General features: G+C 65.2%; 17 protein-coding genes, 1 tRNA gene and 1 pseudogene. 3 read left to right on the top strand and 16 right to left on the bottom strand.

Features of this window, described 5'->3' with window-relative positions:
* Nucleotides 1-11: 11 nt before the first annotated feature.
* Nucleotides 12-740 (bottom strand): annotated as a pseudogene (locus B5520_RS10695) (PspA/IM30 family protein).
* Between the two features lie 463 nt (nt 741-1203).
* Here B5520_RS10695 and B5520_RS10700 point away from each other — a divergent pair.
* Nucleotides 1204-2133 carry an ATP-dependent DNA ligase gene (locus tag B5520_RS10700; protein ID WP_368483724.1) on the top strand — a complete coding sequence of 310 codons (930 nt, stop codon included), beginning with the start codon at nt 1204-1206 and terminating at the stop codon, nt 2131-2133.
* Between the two features lie 68 nt (nt 2134-2201).
* Nucleotides 2202-2792: a suppressor of fused domain protein gene (locus B5520_RS10705; RefSeq protein WP_079597057.1), complete on the top strand. Its 591-nt coding sequence runs from the start codon at nt 2202-2204 to the stop codon at nt 2790-2792.
* A gap of 130 nt (nt 2793-2922) precedes the next feature.
* On the opposite strand, the gene B5520_RS10710 is transcribed toward B5520_RS10705, so the two are convergent.
* The 5 genes from B5520_RS10710 to B5520_RS10730 all read right to left on the bottom strand — a co-directional run bounded on the left by B5520_RS10710 (nt 2923) and on the right by B5520_RS10730 (nt 6025).
* Nucleotides 2923-3207 (bottom strand): hypothetical protein, encoded by a 285-nt coding sequence (locus tag B5520_RS10710; RefSeq protein WP_079597058.1) that lies wholly within the window; start codon nt 3205-3207, stop codon nt 2923-2925.
* A 214-nt stretch (nt 3208-3421) separates the two neighbouring features.
* Entirely contained in the window at nt 3422-4168 is a 747-nt protein-coding gene (locus B5520_RS10715) for an HNH endonuclease family protein (RefSeq protein WP_254865547.1), read from the bottom strand.
* A 150-nt stretch (nt 4169-4318) separates the two neighbouring features.
* Nucleotides 4319-4591, bottom strand: coding sequence for a hypothetical protein (locus B5520_RS10720; protein WP_139386240.1), 273 nt, complete (start codon nt 4589-4591; stop codon nt 4319-4321).
* 134 nt (nt 4592-4725) lie between these two features.
* The gene (locus B5520_RS10725) at nt 4726-5856 is read right to left on the bottom strand and encodes a tyrosine-type recombinase/integrase (protein WP_079597060.1); all 1131 of its coding nucleotides are present in this window, start codon (nt 5854-5856) and stop codon (nt 4726-4728) included.
* A gap of 87 nt (nt 5857-5943) precedes the next feature.
* Nucleotides 5944-6025 (bottom strand) — tRNA-Leu (locus B5520_RS10730).
* A gap of 203 nt (nt 6026-6228) precedes the next feature.
* On the opposite strand from B5520_RS10730, the gene B5520_RS10735 reads away from it, so the two are divergent.
* A complete protein-coding gene (locus B5520_RS10735) occupies nt 6229-6834 on the top strand; it encodes an ANTAR domain-containing response regulator (protein ID WP_009358190.1) in 606 nt (201 codons plus the stop codon).
* 63 nt (nt 6835-6897) lie between these two features.
* Here the strand turns inward: B5520_RS10735 and pyk are convergent, their stop codons facing one another.
* The 10 genes from pyk to B5520_RS10785 all read right to left on the bottom strand — a co-directional run bounded on the left by pyk (nt 6898) and on the right by B5520_RS10785 (nt 21633).
* On the bottom strand, nt 6898-8388 hold the full coding sequence (gene pyk, locus B5520_RS10740; protein ID WP_079597061.1) for a pyruvate kinase: 1491 nt from the start codon (nt 8386-8388) through the stop codon (nt 6898-6900).
* A 70-nt stretch (nt 8389-8458) separates the two neighbouring features.
* Complete coding sequence (locus B5520_RS10745; RefSeq protein ID WP_079597062.1) at nt 8459-9916, bottom strand: glutamate synthase subunit beta; 1458 nt, start codon at nt 9914-9916, stop codon at nt 8459-8461.
* The gene (gene gltB / locus B5520_RS10750) at nt 9909-14522 is read right to left on the bottom strand and encodes a glutamate synthase large subunit (protein ID WP_079597063.1); all 4614 of its coding nucleotides are present in this window, start codon (nt 14520-14522) and stop codon (nt 9909-9911) included. Before gltB ends, B5520_RS10745 begins: the two co-directional genes overlap by 8 nt.
* A 262-nt stretch (nt 14523-14784) precedes the next feature.
* Nucleotides 14785-15951: a prolipoprotein diacylglyceryl transferase gene (gene lgt, locus B5520_RS10755; protein WP_079597064.1), complete on the bottom strand. Its 1167-nt coding sequence runs from the start codon at nt 15949-15951 to the stop codon at nt 14785-14787.
* A gap of 4 nt (nt 15952-15955) precedes the next feature.
* Nucleotides 15956-16768: a tryptophan synthase subunit alpha gene (gene trpA / locus B5520_RS10760; protein WP_079597229.1), complete on the bottom strand. Its 813-nt coding sequence runs from the start codon at nt 16766-16768 to the stop codon at nt 15956-15958.
* A gap of 11 nt (nt 16769-16779) precedes the next feature.
* On the bottom strand, nt 16780-18099 hold the full coding sequence (gene trpB / locus B5520_RS10765) for a tryptophan synthase subunit beta (protein WP_079597065.1): 1320 nt from the start codon (nt 18097-18099) through the stop codon (nt 16780-16782).
* 119 nt (nt 18100-18218) lie between these two features.
* A complete protein-coding gene (gene trpC, locus B5520_RS10770) occupies nt 18219-19040 on the bottom strand; it encodes an indole-3-glycerol phosphate synthase TrpC (RefSeq protein ID WP_079597066.1) in 822 nt (273 codons plus the stop codon).
* Entirely contained in the window at nt 19040-19327 is a 288-nt protein-coding gene (locus B5520_RS10775; protein ID WP_079597067.1) for an HGxxPAAW family protein, read from the bottom strand. Before B5520_RS10775 ends, trpC begins: the two co-directional genes overlap by 1 nt.
* Before the next feature lie 105 nt (nt 19328-19432).
* Nucleotides 19433-20071, bottom strand: a complete 639-nt coding sequence (locus B5520_RS10780; protein WP_079597068.1) for a Trp biosynthesis-associated membrane protein — start codon at nt 20069-20071, stop codon at nt 19433-19435.
* On the bottom strand, nt 20071-21633 hold the full coding sequence (locus B5520_RS10785; RefSeq protein ID WP_079597069.1) for an anthranilate synthase component I: 1563 nt from the start codon (nt 21631-21633) through the stop codon (nt 20071-20073). The genes B5520_RS10780 and B5520_RS10785 overlap by 1 nt, the downstream gene beginning before the upstream one ends.
* Nucleotides 21634-21651: the final 18 nt, after the last annotated feature.

A 21651-nucleotide genomic window follows, 5' to 3' on the forward strand; every position in this document is an offset into this window, starting at 1 on the left:
GGCGGTGCGTCCTAGTAGTCGATGGCCTTCCGGTCGATGGACTTGAGAGCTGCGAGCCGTGCTTCCACTTCGGTCTGCTCGCCGAGGTCTTCCAGGGAGGCCAACTGCGCCTCCAGGGATGAGGTGGCGAGTTCCTGCTGGCCCAGGAGGTGCCTTTCTGGCGGCGGATGTTCTCCTCGTACCGGCCGACGGCAGAGGTCGGGCATCCGGCGTCCAGGGCTTTGAGCGCATCGTGGACCTGGGACTGTGGGGCGGCGACGCGGGAGCGAGCGAGTTGACCAGTTGGTTGCGCTTTGCGGTCAGCTCGGCAGCTTGTCCCGCATCTGGTCGTGCCCCCTTGAGCTTGTCGAGGACCTGATTCTGCGCTGCCAGGTTCGGCTCCTGGGCCTTGGCGGTGGATTCGGCGGTCATCTACTGGCCGAGGGCGACCTTGGCGAGGGCATCGAACTTGTGGGCGTCGACACTTTTCCCGGCGGCGCGGAACTCGTCGGCCTTCCGGGAGGCGCGATCGCCTTGTTGCCCCAGGTGTTGGCGTCGTTCACGGCCCGGGCGTGGTCGTCCTCGGCCATCTGGAGGTTGCCGATGGTCTGGCCGACGGGGGCCTCGGCCTCGCGGATGTTGTTCGAGTATTCGCGGACCATCTGGTCCAGCATCTTCTGCGGGTCTTCCGCGGAGTCCACGAGGGCGTTCAGGTTGGCCTTGGCGAGCTGGGGCACGCGGGTGAATATACTCTGCTTCACGGGGGTCTTTCTATCGGTTCTTGAGTCGCTTCTTATCCGTTCCCCTGTACCGGTTCTGCCACTCGTTCTGCGGAAAAAGCCCGGCGCGCTCCAGCGAGCGTGGACGTGGTGTGGCCCTTCACTGCGGCCAAGTGTCAGTTGTTGTCCCTTATCAAGTTGATTGCGTTCTGCAGGCCGCCATCCACTTGAGCCACCACGTTGTATGTCACGCTCCGCAGGGGCATATTGAGTTCCGAAGACCATTCGCCCTTCACACGTCGTGCAAATACGGGTAGCGACAAATCGACCAGCGCTCAGATTCATCAGCGCACCCTTTTAAATATTGCATCCTCACAGAAAGGCCTATTCTGAGGGCATGGCAGAGCCTGGTCAGGTAATTCCTCCGTCGCTTCACCCGCCGCTGGAGGTGGTGTTGGCGAAGGCTGTGAAGGGCGTTCCTCCGCCTGCAGCGTTGCCTGGTCAGATGCTTTTCGAGCCGAAGTTCGACGGCTACCGGGTCCTAATTTTTCGGGACCGCGACCGGGTGGGCATATGGTCGCGCCAGGGCAAAGAGCTGACACGGTATTTTCCGGACCTGGCAGAGGCGGCAGCGTCCATGGTTCTGCCTGGTTGCGTAGTCGATGGCGAAGCTGTGGTGTGGTCAGAGGGGAGGTTGAACTTTGAAGCCCTCCAGCGCAGGTTGTCCGCAGGAAGGGAGAGACTGCAATCTATGGCTGCAGAGAGCCCGGTCCATTTTGTCTGCTTCGACATTCTCGGTGTAGCCGGACACGACGCCAGGGACCTGACGCTGGCGGATCGTCGCACCCTGCTGGAGGAGCTGGCAACGGTCTGGGCTCCCCCGCTCTCGCTATCCCCTCAAACGACTGAACGGGACCTCGCACACCAGTGGTTCGAAGGTCTTGCCGGGGCTGGCATGGAAGGACTGATGGCCAAGAGCAGCCGTCAGGCCTACATGGGCGGGAAACGAATCTGGCTTAAGGCCAAGCACGTCTCAGAGGTGGACGTCATTTGCGCTGCCGTCATCGGACCCATGGAGCGACCGACCGAGATCGTGGCCGGGCTGCCTATCGATGGCGAGCTGCGAATCGTCGGCCGCAGCTCCACGTTGAAACCTGCTGACAGCAGGGCACTTGCCCCCTGGTTGCGGCCGCCCGCGGGAATCCACCCCTGGCCATCGGTGGTGAAGGGCACAACCCTGGACCGCTTCAATCGTGACGCGTCACCGACCGAGCTGACGCTCGTTGATCCCGTCGTCGTTGAGGTCCTTGCCGACGCGGCTTGGTCCGGCCAATCGTTCCGGCATTCCCTGAGGTTCCGCAGGGTCCGTCCCGAGCTCGAACCAGCAGACGTCGACGTTCCGTCAAGACTGAACGTCAGAAACACGGGCCGGTGAAGGTGAAGCCTTTCCGTCATTGCGTCCGCGAGGGTTCAAGTGACCCATATCCACGAACTAGTAGCCCGATGTCAAGGTATGTTCCTCGACGAAAACCCGGACCGGCTGCTGCACTCTTTCATCGTCAGCAGCTGGGAGTCTTCGAATGGCCCGCCGGCACCAGCCGCCGGGGCGTCCACTTCTACGCCTCCGCGGGCGCCAGCCCGTACGGCCCGGACGCCCGCCACCACGCCGTCGAACTTTTCGTGGGTGTGGAGGCCGGAGACGAAGCTGTCCTGGAAGGCTTCGCCGACATGGCCCTCAGCGTCTTGAAAAGCGGAACAGTGCCGCGGCATGGCGTGTTCGTTGCCGGTGGCTGGAAGGTCATCAAGGGCCGGGACTTCACCGGCTGGGTCCTGACCGAGCGCCCCGATGACCTGATTCCTCAACTGGACCTGCCCGATGGCCGGCACGTGGTGTTCCTGGACGCGCTGCCCGTCTTCTGGGAGGAAGCAGAGTACAGGCACGGCAACCGTGCCGACGATCAGTTCGAAATTTGGGAGGCTGAAGAAGTGAAGTCCTGGGACCTGAACCGGAAATTGCCGGCCGGGATCAAGCCACGAACAAAGCGGCTATCTGCCTGGCTGGGACGCTCGCTGGGGAAGTTTAGGAGCGTATGAGCAAGGAATGTGCGGCCTTCGATGCAGCAGCCCTACGAACCGACCCTCGGAGCCTTTATCGCCGAACAACGTGCACATGGTTCGTGGAGCTCGTGACTATACGAGCTGACCTCAAGCCCGTTCGCCAGGGCTAACGATCTGTTGGCCAGGGCTCTCGGGGACGTGCTGTGGGGGCAATCGGGAGTGCGTCGATCTTCACCAAGGCTCGGTAGGTAGCAACTACGACCATGATGAACCCGATCAGGGCCAGGATGCCACCGAGCACGGCAATGGCGGTAAAGATGCTTGCCAGGGACTGATCGCCCGGAGCGAATGCCATGGTCGCGAAGAAACCCGATGCGCTGCTGAGGAGCGGCGCACAGATAGACATTGTGACGCCGCCTACGAAGATCCCGGCGGCAGGTTTGAACTGCATGATTCCCCCAATTAGATGTCTAGTCGAAGATTACAACCAGGATCGGAGACCATGCCTATGTGACGCGGGTGTGCCTATGTGCTGTCGTCCGAGACACGAAGGTGTCGAGGAGCACCTCTTCAACGAAACCAATGCGGCTGAGCTCATGCTGTACGCCGTAGATCTCCTTAACGGCCTATGAACGTAGTCATCAACTAGGTGGCGCTTCGTGCCCTCATCCAATGCAGCCTTTCAGTGTCCTCACGATTGCGTCCCACTCGGCCTGCGTGAGCCAAAGACTGTATTTCGCTTTGATAGCAGTTTGGCGGGTGACGTACTCGCACCGGAAAGCCTCGTTCGGAGGCAGCCACGTGGCAGCGTCTTTGTCGCCTTTGGCGCTGTTGGTTGGACCGTCGACGGCCATAAGGTTCAGCGGATCATTGGCAAGTTCCTTGCGCCGGACCTCATTGAGCTGCTGTGCGCCCTTCTGCCAGGCGTCGCTGAGAGCGACGATGTGGTCGATCTGGACATCGGAGCTGGTGTCTTGTCCGCGGGTGAAGTTAATGGTGGTGCCGGTGTACTTGTCCGCCAGCCTTCCTGTCACGACCACGCAGTTGTTGGTGCCTGACTTGAACGTCTCGTTCGTCATGTCGCGGGCGAGAATGTCATTGCGGGTATCGCAGCCGTTGCGGTCAACGTCAGCCCACGCCGGCCCAAACTCATCGCGGGTGTAGCCGGTCTTCGGAGCGCGCCCCTTCACCCGCATGCTCTCCAGTTGTACAAGGGCCTTGACGGCGTCACTTACAGCGGCCGGCGCAGCGGCGGCGGCGCCTGGAGCAGCCTCGATGATTTCGTAAGCGTTGGCTGCGGCGTCACAACCTACTAATGACCCAGCCAGCATCATTGCGATGACAGCGGCCAGGGCTTCGGCGGGAGAACAGGTGGTCTTAATGGTCCTTTTGGTTACAGGGCGTTGTTCCACGCTAGCTTTGACCACCACCTGCCGCAGGTAACCGGGTCCGTGGCGCCTGCCACACGTCCGCGCCATTAGTACTCTCCGGGGTCCGCTACGGGTGCCATTGGTTGCCTCAACTGTTCGAACCATCGCCCTCACGGGAAACGTCACGTTTGCTCAACGCGCCGTAGCCAGTCTGACTCTGGACCGAGTACCGATGAGCCTTTCCTTCGTCACGGGCCCAGTGCCGGAGAGCGAGGAACCCGTGCTGCCGGGGAGGATCTCACTCAACTTGGCGATTTCCAGGATGTGTTCCGAGGTGAAGATGATCTTGCCCTTTCCCCAGCAAGCGTGAGGGAAGCGTCCACTAGTTGCGCCATCACGCAACCAGGACTCTGTGCAGCGCATCAGCGCCGCGGCTTCTGCGGGCTCAAAGAATTCGATGTCCACGACAACTCCCAAGGAATGGTGCATGTTTCTCAGATTCATGCACTCCGGGGGATTTAGCGACATGACCGAAGACGTGCTGGAGCAAACCCTCGCATTTTTGCCCGTGCATCCAGGCCGACGCACTGTAGACGCAGTCAGCGGAGAAAGGCCGTTATCGACCGCTCAGTCGCGTCAGCACCAGCCTGCAGGGCCTCCGGCATCAAGTGCCCGTACACCTGCTCTGTAGTCCGAGTGGAGGCATGCCCGAGTCGGCGCGAGATAGTGAACAAGGGCACCCCGTCCTGGATCAGCCAGGACGCGTGGGTGTGGCGGAGGTCGTGGATGCGGGGGTTCTTGGTCAGGCCAATTGCTTGGGCGGTGCGAACGGCAGGCACCCAGTAGTGGTGCCAGTAGAGCTTGTGGATGATGCGCTCGCCCTTGGGCGTCGTGAACACAAGTTCCTTCCCGGGCCTGCTCGCCACCAACGGGATCAGCAATTCCACAAGCGCGGGGTTCAGCCCGATGGTCCGTTTACCGGCACCTGTCTTCGTCGCCCCAATGTAAAACTGGTTCTGGCCGTCCCGTTTCCAGGCCTTGTTGATCCGGGCCGTAGGCGGTTTCGAGAGCAGGTCGACGTCAGCGACAGATAGGGCGGTGGCCTCCCCGAAACGGGTACCGGTCATGACCAGGAAGTTGGTGAAGGCCTTGTACCGCTCCCCCATCCCCTCCATGATGAGGCTGAACTCCGCATGGGTAAGGAACATCGCCTCGTCCTCGGCCTTCTCAACGCCCGGTAGCTGCACCCCACGGCAGGGGTTCCGCGTGATGTAGCCGAGCATCTCCGCCGTATTCATGGCTGCCGAGATCAGGCCATGCACGTTGTGAATAGTCTTCGGGGCCTTGCCCTTCGCCATCATCGACTTCACCCAGTGCGCGATCAGCCGGTAATCGAGTTTGTCCACGGGCACGTGGCCGATGACGTTCCGGATATGCAGGTCCAGCATCGTCTGGTACGTCTTCGTGGTTCCGCTCGACGGGCGGATCAGCAGGTCGATGTGCTCCTGAATGACTTCAGCAACGGTAGGTGTGCGCTTCTCGTTGGAGAGCATGGCATGCTGCGCGATTTCGAACGACTGGCCGTTGGCGTCGAGAAGCCTCTTCAGGGTTTCAGCTTCGACGATCGTGGCAACTGTCAGGCCCTGCTGCTCGCGGCTCTTCGGGTCCCGCCACAAGACCATGTAGGACGACGAGCCGTCCTTTTTGGTGCGTTTCCGAATGCTTGCCACACCAAAAACGGTACGCCGCTGTCAACACCTTGGGCGGTTTTGTCAACACCCAAAGAGGAAACAGGCCCTTGACCTGCGGAAACACTGTGCCCGAGGTGGGACTCGAACCCACACACCTTTCGATACCGCATTTTGAGTGCGGCGCGTCTGCCAATTCCGCCACTCGGGCGCGGAATACATGGAGCCAAAGAGTACGCCCACAGCTGACTGTGAGCAACGCGATTGCTTCACGTACGCGGAATTACTCTACATGCAGATAGGCTGAATTCCAGAATCGCGCCGCCGACGCCGCAACCGACCATGCAGATCAAGTACAGGACCGGGGGCACCTAAGATAGTGATGTCCCCGCCGTACCTTTCCAAGGAGATCCCGTGACTGAACAGACGGAGTCAAAACCCACGTCCCAGCCGGCGCGCCGCGTCATTGTGGCCGAGGATGAAACCCTCATCCGCCTCGACATCATCGAGATCCTGCGCGGCGAAGGCTATGACGTAGTGGGTGAGGCGGACAACGGCGAAAAGGCCGTCCAGCTCGCCGAGGAACTAAAGCCGGACCTGGTCCTGATGGACGTCAAGATGCCCGTTATGGACGGCATCTCCGCAGCCGAGAAGATCGTCAAGGCCCGCATCGCCCCCGTGGTGCTGCTGACCGCCTTCAGCCAAAAGGAACTCGTGGAGCGCGCCCGCGACGCCGGCGCCATGGCCTACGTGGTCAAGCCCTTCACCCCCGCAGACCTCATCCCCGCGCTCGAGATCGCACTCTCCCGCCACGAGGAGATCAAGGCCCTCGAAAGCGAGGTCTCCGACCTGCAGGAACAGTTCGCCACCCGCAAGCTCGTGGAGCGCGCCAAGAGCCTCCTAACCACCAAGATGGGCCTGACGGAGCCGGAAGCCTTCCGCTGGATCCAGAAGACCTCCATGGACCGCCGCCTCAGCATGCGCGAAGTGGCCGAGACCATTATCAATCAGGTGAACTAACCGTCGTTCCAAACAAAAAGGACCCCCGCCAATCGGCAGGGGTCCTTTTCGTTGTCAGAAAGGCTAGGCCTTCTTCTTCTTTTCCGGCCAGGGGCCGAGCTTTTCCTTGTTGCTGGTGACTTCCCCCGCGCGGGTGGAGTCGGCGAGGTCGCCCACCTTGTGCACCTTCAGCGAGTTCGTGGAACCGGCCTTTCCGGGAGGGGAACCGGCAGCGATGACCACCAGGTCACCGTCCTGCACGAGGTCCATCTCCATCAGGCTGCGGTCAACCTGTGCCGTCATGGCATCGGTGTGGTCCACCATCTGCACCAGCACCGGCTGGATGCCCCAGGTGAGGGCCAGCTGGTTCCAGACCTGCTCCACCGGGGTGAAGGCGAAGACCGGCTTGATGGGGCGCAGACGCGAGAGGCGGCGTGCGGAGTCGCCGGACTGCGTGAACGCACAGATGTACTTGGCGTCCAGCTGGTCGGCGATTTCGACGGCGGCACGCGTGATGGCGCCGCCACGGGTCTTGGGCTTGGTCCCCAGCGGGGGGACGCGCTCCAGGCCGTGGACCTCGGTGGATTCGATGATCCGGGCCATGACCTTGACGGTTTCGATCGGGTACTTGCCCACGCTGGTCTCACCGGAAAGCATCACGGCGTCGGCACCGTCGAGCACCGCGTTGGCGCAGTCGGAAGCCTCTGCACGGGTGGGGCGCGGGTTGTCGATCATGGATTCCAGCACCTGGGTTGCCACGATGACCGGCTTGGCCCAGCGGCGGGCCAGCTCGATTGCGCGCTTCTGCACGATCGGCACTTCCTCCAACGGAAGCTCCACGCCCAGGTCGCCACGGGCCACCATGATCGCGTCGAACGCGTCAATGATCTCGTGGAGCTGGTCTACGGCCTGCGGCTTTTCGATCTTGGCGATGACCGGCACGCGGCGGCCTTCTTCGTCCATGATCTCGTGCACGCGCTTGATGTCCGTGGCGTCACGCACGAAGGACAGGGCAACCAGGTCAACGCCGCGGCGGATGGCCCAGCGCAGATCGTCCTCGTCCTTTTCGCTCAGCGCGGGGACGTTGACGGCAACACCGGGCAGGTTGATGCCCTTGTTGTTGGACACCATGCCGCCCACGGTTACGGTGGCTACAACCTTGACGTCGTCCACCTCGATGGCACGCAGGGCCACCTTGCCGTCGTCGATCAGCAGGGCATCGCCCACGTTGACGTCTTCGGTGAGGCTCTTCAGGGTGGTGGAGCAGATGTCCTTGGTGCCCGGAACGTCTTCGGTGGTGATGGTGAAGGTGTCACCCTCGGCAAGGGCGTGGGGACCGTCGACAAACCGGCCCAGGCGGATCTTCGGACCCTGCAGGTCGGCCATGATCGCCACGGGCTTGCCGAGGTCGGACGCTGCCTTGCGGACGTTGTCATAGGTGTTGTCATGCACGGAGTAATCGCCGTGGCTCATGTTCATCCGGGCGACGTCAACGCCGGCTTGGAGCACCGCGAGGGTGTTCTCATAGCTGGCAATTGCCGGGCCGAAAGTAGCCACAATTTTTGCGCGTCTCATATACCTACCCTATTGGTCTCTTGCATTGGTTAAGTTGTCGCGGGGGTGAACTTAAGCCCCCGGTGCTGCATTAGAGGACGGCGATGGCGCGGTCCGTCGGCGCGACGGGAGCCGGCAGGATGGTGCTTCCCATCAGGTACTTGTCCACGGCTGCGGCGGCGGCGCGTCCTTCGGCGATGGCCCACACGATGAGGGACTGTCCGCGGCCGGCGTCGCCCGCCACGAAGACACCTTCGGTGTTGGTCATGTAGTAGCCGTCGCGGGACACGTTGCCGCGGCCATCGAATTCGGCGTGCACCTGTTCGGTGATGCCCGCCGGCTCCGCGCCGGTGAAACCCAGGGACAGGAACACCAGGTCCGCGGGGATGATCCGCTCGGTGCCGGCCTTGGGCAGGCGCTTGCCGTCAACGAACTCCGTCTCGGCAACCTTCACGCCGGTCAGCTTGCCGTTCTCGCCAACGAATTCCACGGTGGACGCGAGGTAGGTCCGCTCGCCGCCTTCCTCGTGGGCGCTGGCCACCTCGAAGAGGGTGGGGAACGTCGGCCAGGGCTGGTGGCTGGCGCGCTCGGCCGGCGGCTGCTTGCCGATGGCCAGCGTGGTCACGGATGCAGCGCCGTGCCGGTGCGCGGTGCCGAGGCAGTCCGCGCCGGTATCGCCGCCGCCAAGGATGACAACGTGCTTGCCCTGCGCATTGATCTGGTTCTCCACCGTCTCCCCCGCCACCACGCGGTTCGCCGGCACCAGGTAGTCCATGGCGAAGTGGATGCCGTCCAGGTCGCGGCCCGGAATGGGCAGGTCGCGCGGGACGGTGGCGCCGGTGCAGACCACGACGGCGTCATAGCGGCGGCGCAGCTGCTCCCATGTCACGTCGGTTCCTACGGCGACGCCGGTCCGGAAGCGGGTGCCTTCGGCCTTCATCTGCTCGACGCGGCGGTCCACCTGCTCCTTTTCCATCTTGAAGTCGGGGATGCCGTAGCGCAGCAGGCCGCCGATCTTGTCGTCGCGCTCGTACACGGCAACGGTGTGGCCCACGCGGGTCAGCTGCTGTGCGACGGCGAGGCCGGCAGGGCCGGAGCCAACGACGGCGACGGTCTTGCCGGTGAGGCGCGTCGGGGGCAGCGGGTGGACCCAGTTGTTGTCCCAGGCCTCGTCGATGATGGAAACTTCCACCTGCTTGATGGTGACGGCAGGCTGGTTGATCCCCAGGACGCAGGATGCCTCGCACGGGGCAGGGCACAGGCGGCCGGTGAACTCGGGGAAGTTGTTCGTGGCGTGCAGGCGCTCGATCGCTTCCTCGCCCTTGTCCCGCCACATCAGGTCATTCCACTCGGGAATGAGGTTGCCCAGCGGGCAGCCCTGGTGGCAGAACGGCACGCCGCAGTCCATGCAGCGGCCGGCCTGGGCCTTCAGGGTGCCTTTTTCCTGAGCTTCGTACACTTCCTTCCAGTCCATGATGCGGACGGGAACGGGACGCCGTGGCTGGGTTTCCCGCTGGCGTACTTTCAAAAATCCGCGTGGATCAGCCACCGGTTACCTCCAGGATTCGAGACCACACTTCTTCGCCGTCGGGGTCGAGGCCCTCTTCAATGGCGTCGAGGCGGGTTTGCAGCACGGCCGCGTAGTCGCGCGGCAGCACCTTGGTAATGCGGGCTGCGGTGTCGTCGAAGTTCTCGAGGAGGCGCGCAGCCAGCTGGGAGTCAGTTTCTTCCACGTGCTTGACCAGCAGGCCGTGCACGATGTCGCGGTCCTCGGCGTCCAGCTCGCGGAGCTGGAGTTCGCCGGACTGCAGGGCATCCTTGTTGACCTTGGCAGTATCCAGGTCCAGGACGTAGGCGGTACCGCCGGACATGCCGGCGCCGAAGTTGCGGCCGGTGCGTCCGATGATCAGCGTCTGGCCGCCGGTCATGTACTCGCAGCCGTGGTCGCCAATGCCTTCGACGACGGCCGTGGCACCGGAGTTGCGGACCAGGAAGCGTTCGCCCACCTGGCCGCGCAGGAATATTTCACCGCTCGTGGCGCCGTAGCCGATCACGTTGCCGGCAATGACGTTCGTCTCGGCCTTGAACACGTTGGTGCGGTCCGGGCGGACGATGATCCGGCCGCCGGACAGGCCCTTGCCCACGTAGTCGTTCGAGTCACCGTACAGCCGCAGGGTGATGCCGGCGGGCAGGAAGGCGCCCAGCGACTGGCCGGCGGTGCCGTTGAGGGTGACGTCGATCGTGTCCGTGGCCAGCACGTCCGTGCCGAACGTCTTGGTGACGACGTGGCCCAGCATGGTGCCCACGGAACGGTCCGTGTTGATGACGTCCACGGCGATCTTCACCGGGCTGCGGTCCGTCAGCGCTTCGGTGGCCATGGTGATCAGGCGCTGGTCGAAGTGCTTGTCCAGCTCATGGTTCTGGCCGGTCATGTTCCGAAGCGGCGCGTCGTCGTCGAACTCCAGCCCGTGCAGGATGGGGTCCAGGTCCAGGCCGTCGGCCTTCCAGTGGTCCAACGCTTCCCGGGTGTCGAGGACTTCGGCGTGGCCGATGGCCTCTTCCAGGCTGCGGAAGCCGAGCTCGGCCAGGATTTCGCGCACTTCCTCGGCAAGGAACTCAAAGAAGTTGACCACGAACTCGGGCTTGCCGGTGAAGCGGGCACGCAGTTCAGGGTTCTGCGTGGCGACGCCCACGGGGCAGGTGTCCAGGTGGCAGACGCGCATCATGATGCAGCCTTCCACCACCAGCGGAGCGGTGGCGAAGCCGAATTCCTCGCCGCCCAGCAGCGCAGCGATCACAACGTCGCGGCCGGTCTTGAGCTGGCCGTCTACCTGGACCACCACGCGGTCGCGCAGGCCGTTGAGCATAAGGGTCTGCTGGGTCTCGGCAAGGCCGAGCTCCCACGGGACACCGGCGTGCTTGAGCGAGTTCAGCGGCGAGGCGCCGGTTCCGCCGTCATGGCCGGAGACCAGTACGACGTCGGCCTTCGCCTTGGTCACGCCGGACGCCACGGTACCGATCCCCACTTCGGACACCAGCTTGACGTGGACACGGGCCGAGGGGTTGGCGCGCTTCGCATCGTAGATGAGCTGCGCGAGGTCCTCGATCGAGTAGATGTCGTGGTGCGGGGGCGGGGAAATGAGTCCGACGCCGGGGGTCGAGTGCCGCGTGCGGGCCACCCACGGGTAGACCTTCTGCGCCATCAGCTGGCCGCCCTCGCCGGGCTTTGCGCCCTGCGCCATCTTGATCTGGATGTCGTCGGCGTTGGTCAGGTAGAGGCTGGTCACGCCGAAACGTCCGGACGCGATCTGCTTGACCGCGGAACGGCGCTTCGGATCGAGGAGCCGGTCCACGTCCTCGCCGCCTTCGCCCGTGTTGGACTTGCCGCCCAGCTGGTTCATGGCGATGGCCAGCGTCTCGTGGGCTTCCTGCGAGATGGAGCCATAGCTCATGGCGCCGGTGGAGAACCGCTTGACGATGCTGGAGACGGGCTCCACTTCCTCGAGGGGAACAGCCGGGCGCTCATTCTTGAACTTGAGCAGGCCGCGCAGGGTCATCAGGTTGGTGGACTGGTCGTCCACGCCCTTGGTGTACGCCTTGAAGATGTCGTAGCGGCGTTCGCGGGTTGCGTGCTGCAGCCGGAAGACAGTCTCCGGGTTGAACAGGTGCGGTTCGCCGTCGCGGCGCCACTGGTACTCGCCGCCGCCCAGCAGCGGGCGGTGGGGCTGCTCGATGCCGCCCTCAGGGTACGCCATCTGGTGGCGGGCCGAGACCTCGGCCGCAATAACGTCCAGGCCCACGCCGCCGAGCTGGGAGTGGGTTCCGGCGAAGAATTCGTCCACCAGTTCCTGGCCCAGGCCCAGGGCCTCGAACGTCTGGGCGCCGGTGTAGGAAGCGACCGTGGAGATGCCCATCTTGGACATGATTTTCAGGACGCCCTTGCCGAGGCCCTTGATGAGGTTGTAGACGCCGTCCTGCGGGGTGACGCCGGTGACGTCGCCGGCAGCGATCAGCTGCTCCACGGATTCCATGGCCAGGTACGGGTTGACCGCCGAAGCGCCGTAGCCGATGAGCACGGCCACGTGGTGCGTCTCGCGGACGTCGCCGGCCTCGACCACCAGGGCGGTCTTGGTGCGGTTGGCACTGCGGAGCAGGTGGTGGTGCACGGCGGAAACCAGCAGCAGCGACGGGATGGGTGCCCACTGCGCGTTGGAGTCACGGTCAGAGAGCACGATGTACTGGACACCGCGGTTGATGGCTCCGGAAACCTGTTCGCAGATCTCGGTGAGCCGGGCGCGCAGGGCGTTCTCGCCGCCTTCGGGGCGGTACAGGCCGCGGACCTTCATGGCCACGCGGTTGCCGTCGGCGTCCTCGATGTTGGCAATCTTGGCGAGCTGGTCGTTGTTGATCACCGGGAAGGGCAGCTGGACCTGGGGCTGGCGGACCTGCTTGGTGTCCAGGAGGTTGCCGTTGGGGCCGATGGCGCACGTCAGCGATGTGACCAGCTCTTCGCGGATGGCATCCAGCGGCGGGTTGGTGACCTGCGCGAAGGACTGCACGAAGTAGTCGAACAGCAGGCGGGGGCGCTTGGACAGCACGGCCACCGGGGTATCGGATCCCATGGCGCCCAGCGGCTCGGCGCCGGTGCGGGCCATGGGGCCCAGCAGGATCTTCAGTTCCTCGGTGGTGTAGCCGAAGGTGCGCTGGCGGATGTTCACGGACGCAGCCGTGTGCACCACGTGCTCGCGCTCGGGAAGGTCGTTAAGGTCGATCAGGTTGTCCTTGACCCACTCCGCCCACGGGTTGGCGGCGGCAACCTCAGCCTTGACCTCTTCGTCGTCGATGATGCGGCCGGACTCGGTGTCCACCAGGAACATCTTGCCCGGGGACACGCGGCCCTTCTTGACTACCTTGGAGGGTTCGACGTCGATGACGCCCACTTCGGAGGCGAAGACGATCAGGCCGTCCTCGGTGATCCAGAAGCGTCCGGGGCGCAGGCCGTTGCGGTCCAGGGTTGCGCCCACCAGGTTGCCGTCGGTGAAGGAGACGGCGGCGGGGCCGTCCCAGGGCTCCATCAGCAGGGAGTGGTACTCGTAGAAGGCACGGCGGGCCGGATCCATCGTTGCGTGGTTTTCCCACGCCTCGGGGATCATCATCATGATCGAGTGCGTAATGGGCCGCCCGGACAGCCAGAGGAGTTCGGCCACCTCGTCGAAGGACGCGGAGTCGGACGCGCCGGGGGTGCAGATGGGGTACAGCTCTTCGGGCGAATCGCCCAGCAGCGGGTTGGCGAGCTGGGACTGGCGCGCGCGCATCCAGTTGCGGTTGCCCTTGACCGTGTTGATTTCGCCGTTGTGCGCGATGGTCCGGAACGGCTGCGCGAGCGGCCAGGACGGGAAGGTGTTGGTGGAGAACCGGGAGTGGACAATCGCCAGCTTGGTCTTGAACCGCTTGTCTGAGAGGTCCGGGTAGAACGGCTCCAGCTGGGCGGTGGTGAGCATGCCCTTGTACACGATGGTGCGCGAGGACAGCGACGGGAAGTACACGCCGAACTTGTTCTGGGCGCGCTTGCGGATACGCCAGGCGCGCGAGTCGAGTTCGTTGCGGTCCAGCTCCTCGCCCGTGGCGGACGCGAGGAAGGGCTGGGAGAAGTATGGCATGCAGGCGCGGGCCATGGCGCCGACGAGGTCGGCGACGACGGGCACCTCGCGCCAGCCGAGGACCTTGAGTCCTTCATCGGCGGCGAGGCCCTCGATGCCTGCCTTCGCGGCGTCGGCTTCCCGCTGCTCGGCGGGCAGGAACGCGGTGCCGGCCACGTACTGGCCGGGCGCGGGCAGTTCGAACTCGGTGACGGCCCGGAAGAACTCGTCCGGGATCTGCATCAGGAGGCCTGCGCCGTCACCGGTGCCCTCGTCGGCGCCCACGGCACCGCGGTGCTCGAGGTTGCGCAGGGCGGTGAGGGCGGCGTCGACGATGTCGTACCCGGGTTCGCCGCGGAGTGTTGCGATGATCGCAAGACCGCAGGCGTCCTTCTCCTGCTCGGGGTTGTAGAGCCCGGCGGCCTCCGGCAGGGCTGCGAAGCGCTTGAACGGCGACATGGCAGCCTCAGGCTGATCCGGTTCGGACCAGCTGGGAGTGTGAAGAGTTTGGGTCATGGGAGACGTCCTTCCTCCTGATCGTGCGTATGGAAGGGACACCATTGGCCCCACTCGTCGGGCACCGCTCACATGGGCACAACAAAGTGTTACTTACTGGAAATTGTAGGTCAGCCCGGCCTGCTGAACTAACGGTTACGCAGGCCCCTGCCCAGGGCTTCGTCCGGCAGCAGCTCTATGCTGACCAGACTGGGCCCCATGCCACGACGTTGTGGTTTCGGGAGCTCCGAGCGGTGGCTCTGCTGCCCTGCGTGGCCGGCGGCTACTTGCTGGTGCCGGCCTCGGGTGCGGTTCCTGTGGCTGTGCTGCCGGAGTGTCCGGAAGCCGTTGCGTCCGTGCCGGGCTTGGTGCCCGCCGGTACCGCCGTGGCCTCTTCCGTGGGGGCGGAAGTGGGCCTGGAACCGCTTTGGTTATCAGGGAGATTATCACGCGCTTCAGTATCTGAGACAACGGGGTCCGGATCACGGACCTCATCGCCGGTGTTTCCGGCAGCATTTCCGGCGACCGTTTTCGCCGGTTCGCGGCCGGGAAGGTACACGCTGTCCGGTTCCGGACGGCCCTTCCTGCCCAACAGGATAAAGGCAACCAGGGCCACGGAAAAGACCAGGATGCTGGTCCAGACGTTCAGCCTGGTGGTGATGCCGAAGAGGGAGATCTGTTCGGCATCGTCAATGCGCATGGCTTCGATCCAGACCCGGCCCAGGGTGTAATACATGGCGTACAGCCAGAAGAGCCTGCTCCGGCGGAAATTGAATTTCCGGTCCAGGGCGAGCAGGATCAGGACGCCCGCCACGTTCCACAGGGACTCGTAGAGGAACGTCGGGTGGAACAGGGTGTCGGCAGGCACGCCTGCCGGGAAGTTGGCGTTGTCGGCGTCGATCTGCAGGCCCCACGGCAGCGTGGTGGGGCTGCCGAAGAGTTCCTGGTTGAAGTAGTTGCCCCACCGGCCTACAGCCTGGGCAAGCAGGAGGCCCGGTGCGGCGGCGTCCAGGAAAGCGGTGAGCTTGACGCCGCTGCGGCGGCAGCCGATCCAGGCGCCCACGACGCCGAGCACCACGGCGCCCCAGATTCCGAGGCCGCCGCGCTGGATCTGCGGGATCAGCGAGAGGTCGCCGGTGCCGTCGAAGCCCGGCCCGAAGTAGGCGTCCGGCGACGAGAACACGTGGTACAGCCGGCCGCCGATGATGCCGAACGGGATGGCCCAGACCACGATGTCCCAGACGCTTCCTTCAGGCGCGCCGCGCTTTGCCCAGCGGGCGGAGGTCAGCCAGAGGCCCACCACGATGCCGGCCAGGATGCACAGGGCGTAGGCGTGGATGCGCAGCGTTCCCCACGGCAGGGGAATGTCGAACCCGGACCAGTCCGGGCTCGGAATGCTGGCGGGCACCAGGGCAGGGACCAGGGCGGCCGCCTGAAGGATGGTCTGCATGGGGTTAGGCTTCTTCCCGTGTCAGGCCGGAGCTCAGGTCCTTGGTGAGGGCAGCGACGGCGTCAACGCCGCCGTCACGGACTGCTGCCACCAGGGCCGTGCCCACGATGACACCTTCCGCATAGGCGGCGATCTCGCGCACCTGGTCTGCGGTGGAAACGCCCAGTCCCACGCACACACGCTCAGCACCGGCGGCATGTGCCGCAGCCACAACGTCCTTCGCGGCGGTGCTGACGGAGGAACGGGCTCCGGTGACGCCCATGATGGACACGGCATACACGAAGCCGCGGGTCGCATCCACGGTGCGCTGCATGCGCTCGGCGGTGGACGACGGCGCCACCAGGAACACCCGGTCAAGGCCGTACTTGTCGGAGGCTGCCATCCATTCTGCGGCCTCGTCGGGGATGAGGTCGGGGGTGATCAGGCCTGCTCCCCCGGCTTCGGAGAGGCGGCGGGAGAACTCGTCCACGCCCATCCGGACCACGGGGTTCCAGTAGGTCATGACCAGGACGGCGGCGTCGGTCTTGCTGGTGATGCCGGCCACCACGTCGAACACCTGGCTGACGCGGAAGCCGTTGGCCAGCGCCTCGGTGGTGGCTGCCTGGATGACCTGGCCGTCCATGACGGGGTCAGAGTAGGGAATGCCGATCTCGATCAGGTCGGCACCGTTTTCGGCCAGTGCGATGCCGGCGGCGATGGTCGCTTCCACGCTGGGGTAGCCCGCGGGCAGGTAACCGATGAGGGCGGCACGGCCTTCGGCGCGTGCCTTGTCGATGGCTGCCGCCGATTTGCTGGTCATCTGTGCCTTGCCGGCCATCTGTGCGCTGCTCACAGCTGCTCCCCCTCTTTGCCGATTTCCGATTCCGCGGATTCCTTGTCCAGCAGGTCAAACCATTCGGCCGCCGTGGCCACGTCCTTGTCGCCGCGTCCCGAAAGGTTCACGATCACGATCTTGTCCGCTGCGGCAGCTGCGTCTTCGGCGGCAAGCCGCTGGCCCACCTTGATGGCACCGGCCAGGGCGTGCGAGGACTCGATGGCGGGGATGATGCCCTCGGTGCGGCACAGGAGCCGGAAGGCATCCATGGCTTCGCTGTCCGTGATGGGTTCGTAGCTGACCCGGCCGATGTCCGCGAGGTAGGAGTGTTCCGGTCCCACGCCGGGGTAGTCGAGCCCTGCCGAGATGGAGTGGGACTCGATGGTCTGGCCGTCATCGTCCTGCATGAGGTAGGAACGGGCGCCGTGCAGGACGCCCGGCTTGCCCAGCGTGATGGTGGCGGCGTGGCGTCCGGTGTCCACGCCGTCGCCGCCGGCTTCGAAGCCGTAGATCTTGACCGACGGATCATCAAGGAAGCCGTGGAAGATGCCGATGGCGTTGGACCCGCCGCCGATGCAGGCACAGACGGCGTCCGGCAGGCGTCCTTCCTGGTCCAGGATCTGGGCGCGGGCTTCCTCGCCGATGACCTCATGGAAGTAGCGGACCATCGCGGGGAACGGGTGAGCGCCGGCGGCCGTACCCAGCAGGTAGTGGGTGTTGTCCACGTTGGCCACCCAGTCCCGGAGGGCGTCATTAATGGCGTCCTTGAGGGTCTGCGAGCCGCTCGTGACGGGAATGACGGTGGCGCCCAGAAGCTCCATGCGGGCGACGTTCAGCGCCTGGCGGCGGCAGTCCTCGGCACCCATATAGACCACGCATTCGAGGCCCATGAGGGCCGCGGCGGTGGCACTGGCAACGCCGTGCTGGCCGGCGCCGGTCTCGGCGATGACCCGGGTTTTGCCCATGCGCTTGGCGAGCAGCGCCTGGCCCAGCACGTTGTTGATCTTGTGCGAGCCGGTGTGGTTAAGGTCCTCGCGCTTGAGGAATACCCGGACTCCCCCGGCATGCTGGGAAAACCGCTTGGCTTCGGTCAGCAGCGAGGGACGGCCGGAGTAGTTCTTGTTCAGGTCCGCGATCTGGGCCCGGAACTCGGGATCGTCCTTGGCCTTGTCGAACGTTTCCTCGAGTTCGTCCAGGGCGGCGATGAGGGATTCGGGCATCCAGCGTCCGCCGTAGTTTCCGAAGTACGGCCCCGGGGCGTGCCGGAGCGAGCCGCCCTGCAGGAATGCTTCCGCGGCGTTGTGGTCAGCGTTGCCTGAAGGTGCGTCGGCCATCAGTCCCGTCCTGTTCAAGTTGATCGGTCAAAAGTATGGCCCGGCCGAAGCCGGGAGTTATGCCGGGCACCATTGCTCTTCGCGCGGCACCCCTGCCGCGCGTCGTACAGGGCGGCCGGTCAGCCGCGTGCGGCGATGGCGGCGGCGCCGGCGGCAGTGAACTCCGCGATCCGCTCCCGGGGGGTGGAGTGACTCACCAGCGCCTCGCCCACCAGCACGGCGTTGGCGCCGCTTGCGGCGTAGTGCGTGACGTCGTCGACGTCCCGTACGCCCGATTCGGCAACCACGAGGGCCCCGGCCGGGATCTGCCCCGCCAGTGCCGCGAACACGGAACGGTCGACGTCGAGCGTCTTCAGGTTCCGCACGTTGACGCCGATGATGCGCGCCTCCGCCGCGGCCGCCCGTTCAATTTCCTCTTCGGTGTGCGTCTCCACCAGGACGCTCATGCCAAGTTCGGCGCTGAGGGCACTGAATTCGGCAAGCTGCGCGTCGGAAAGGGCGGCGACGATCAGGAGGATCAGGTCCGCGCCGTGGGCGCGGGCTTCCCAGATCTGGTATTCGTCAAGCGTGAAGTCCTTGCGCAGCAGGGGGACGTCGACGGCGGCGCGTACCGCGTCGAGGTCCGCCAGGGACCCGTTGAAGCGGCGCTGCTCGGTGAGGACGCTGATGACGGAAGCCCCGCCGTCGGCGTACTGCCTGGCCAGCGAGGCGGGATCGCCGATGCTGGCGAGGTCGCCTTTGGAGGGACTGCGCCGCTTGATTTCCGCGATGACCTTGAGCTGGTCGCGGGACGCCGAGGGGCCGCCGAGGGCTGCCCAGGCGTCGCGGGCAGGTGCAGCGCCCTGCGCCAGGTCTTTCAGTTCAGCCAGGGAAACGAGCCGTTTCCTGGCCTCCATATCCTCCCGGACACCGGCATTGATGTCGTCGAGAACAGTTGCCATCAGTGGCCGGAGTTCTTCAGCTTGCTGCCTTCGACGCCGTAGCCTGCCTTGCGCATGATGTAGCCGAGGATCAGGCCGACCACCATCACGCCGCCGCCGGCGATGAAGATGGGGGTGTTGGCGATGACGAAGGCGATCGACATGATCAGCGCGCCGACCAGCATGACAATGACGCAGGTCCAGGCTGCCGGGCTGTTGCCGTGGCCCAGTTCCTGGCTGTGGTCGATGGCGCCGGGGGCTACCGTGCGGGTGCCGGACTTGGAAACGGACGCAGGTGCTTTGCTCATGGAAAATCTCCTCAGGATGAATACTGCTTACATTCTGCCATTTTTTGGCCCGCGACCGGTCATCGGCCGGCCGCGTCCGCTGCCCGGTGAAGGCCAGTGCGGGGGTCAGGTGGGATCGTCACCGCGTGACAGCCGGTCCCAGCTGTCGATTTCGTCAACGGGACCTGCTGTTGCTGTGCTGCCCGCCGCTGTGGGCGCGTCATATTTGGTCCTGGTTTTCCAGTACCGGCCGGCCGGGATGATGAGCAGGGCGGCAAGGGCGAGCAGGCAGCCGGCGACGACGGCCAGCGTGGGGAACGCGGTCACCGCCACCTGCGCCTGGGCGCCGGTGACGCCGGTGGCGGCGGCGATGGGTCCCTGTGCCGCGGCGAGCGGGTCGGCCAGGACGGTGGCCGCCGCGGCGACGATGCCGGCCGAGGCAAGGACGATGATGGCGGTGATGATCCAGCGCGCGATCCTGCCGGCGATGGCGGCCGCGAGCCCGCCCGCGAGGGCCACCAGGGCAAGGGCGGTCACGGCGGTGGCAGCCTTGCTGCCCTGAACCTCGAGCGCCTCCTGTGCAGCCCCGGCCTGGCCCACCTGGTCGGGGTTCACGGTGACGGACATCCAGGTTTGCGTGGTGGCCCCGAAGACGGCCAGTGCCAGCACAGCGATCAGCAGCACCAGTGACGACTTGCGGGCCCAGGCGGGTGCCGCCTTTGCCGCGGCAGCCGCCTGCCCTGCTGCCTGTCCCGCGTTGGGCATCAGGCGTCCGTCCCGCCGGGGAGGGAGTCCGCCGAGATGTTCTGCAGGGAGCCGGCAGTGTGGACAGCCCGCAGCGGCGCGGCGGCCTTGTTCACGGTTTCGAGTGCTTCGGTGGGGTTGACGGAGTCTGCCACGATGCCGCCGCCGGCCTGGACGTACGCGCGTCCGTCCCTGATCAGGGCAGAGCGGATGGCAATGGCCATGTCCATGTCGCCGGCGAAATCGAGGTAGCCCACCACGCCGCCGTAGATGCCGCGGCGGTGCGGTTCCAGCTCGTCCAGCAGCCGCAGCGCCCGCGGCTTGGGTGCGCCGGAGAGGGTGCCCGCCGGGAACGTGGCTTTCAGGACGTCATATGCCTTCGCGTGCGGCGCGAGCTCGCCCACCACGGTGGACACCAGGTGCATGATGTGGCTGAAGCGCTCCACTTCCATGAACTGGGTGACGTCCACGGTTCCCGCGACGCAGACCTTGGACAGATCGTTGCGTGACAGGTCCACGAGCATGAGGTGCTCGGCACGTTCCTTCTGGTCGGCCAGGAGCTCCTCGGCGAGGGCTTTGTCCGCCTCGACGGTTTTGCCGCGCGGCCGGGAGCCGGCGATGGGGTGCGTGATGACCTCTTCACCGGTGACGGTGACCAGTGCCTCGGGTGAGGACCCCACGATGGAGTATTCCCGGCCGTCGGCGTCCTCGAGGCTGAAGATGTACATGTACGGACTGGGATTGGTGTTCCGCAAAACCCGGTAGACGTCCAGTGCCGAAGCGCTGCACTCCATTTCGAAGCGGCGCGAGATGACCACCTGGAACACTTCGCCGTCCACGATGGCTTCCTTGCCGCGGTCCAGGGCGGCAAGGTACTCGGCTTCGTCCCAGCGTTCCTGGACACTGGAGGCGAAGTCCAGGGCAGCGGGTGCCAGGACCGAGACAGGCTGCGCCACCGGGGTGCTGACCTGGGCCAGGAGTGCCTTGACCCGGGCCACGGCGTCGTGCCAGGCCTCGTCCACGCGCTCGGAGCTGTTGTCGAAGTTGATGGCGTTGGCGATGAGCAGCACGGTGCCGTCCACATTGTCGTGGACCGCCATGTCAGTCACCAGGTTCAGCGCCATTTCCGGCAGCTGCAGGTCGTCCTCGGGCGGGCTCACCAGCCGCTCCCAGTGCCGGACCGTTTCCCAGCCAAGGAAACCCACCAGGCCGGAGGTGAAGGGCGGCAGGCCGTCGAACCGGTCGGTGCGCAGGGCGTCGATGGTGTCGCGGATGGCGTCCACCGGGCTGCCGTCCAGCGGCACTCCCACCGGCGGCTCCCCCAGCCAGTGTGCGTTTCCGTCCTTGGTGGTCAAGGTAGCCCGTGACTTTGCACCGATAAACGAGTAACGGGACCAGGCACCGCCCACTGCTGCAGACTCCATCAGGAATGTCCCGGGCTGGCCCTGCGCCAGCTTCCGGTACAGGCCGATGGGAGTTTCGGCGTCCGCGAGCACCTTGAGCCTGACGGGAATGACACGGCTGTGGCCGGCCAGTTCCCGGAATTCCTCCAGGCTCGGGCTGATGATTCCAAGGTCCTGCATGGCTATGCTTTCCGCCTG

Origin of the sequence: Arthrobacter sp. P2b, assembly GCF_900168295.1 — a bacterium.
Taxonomy (GTDB): Bacteria; Actinomycetota; Actinomycetes; order Actinomycetales; family Micrococcaceae; genus Arthrobacter.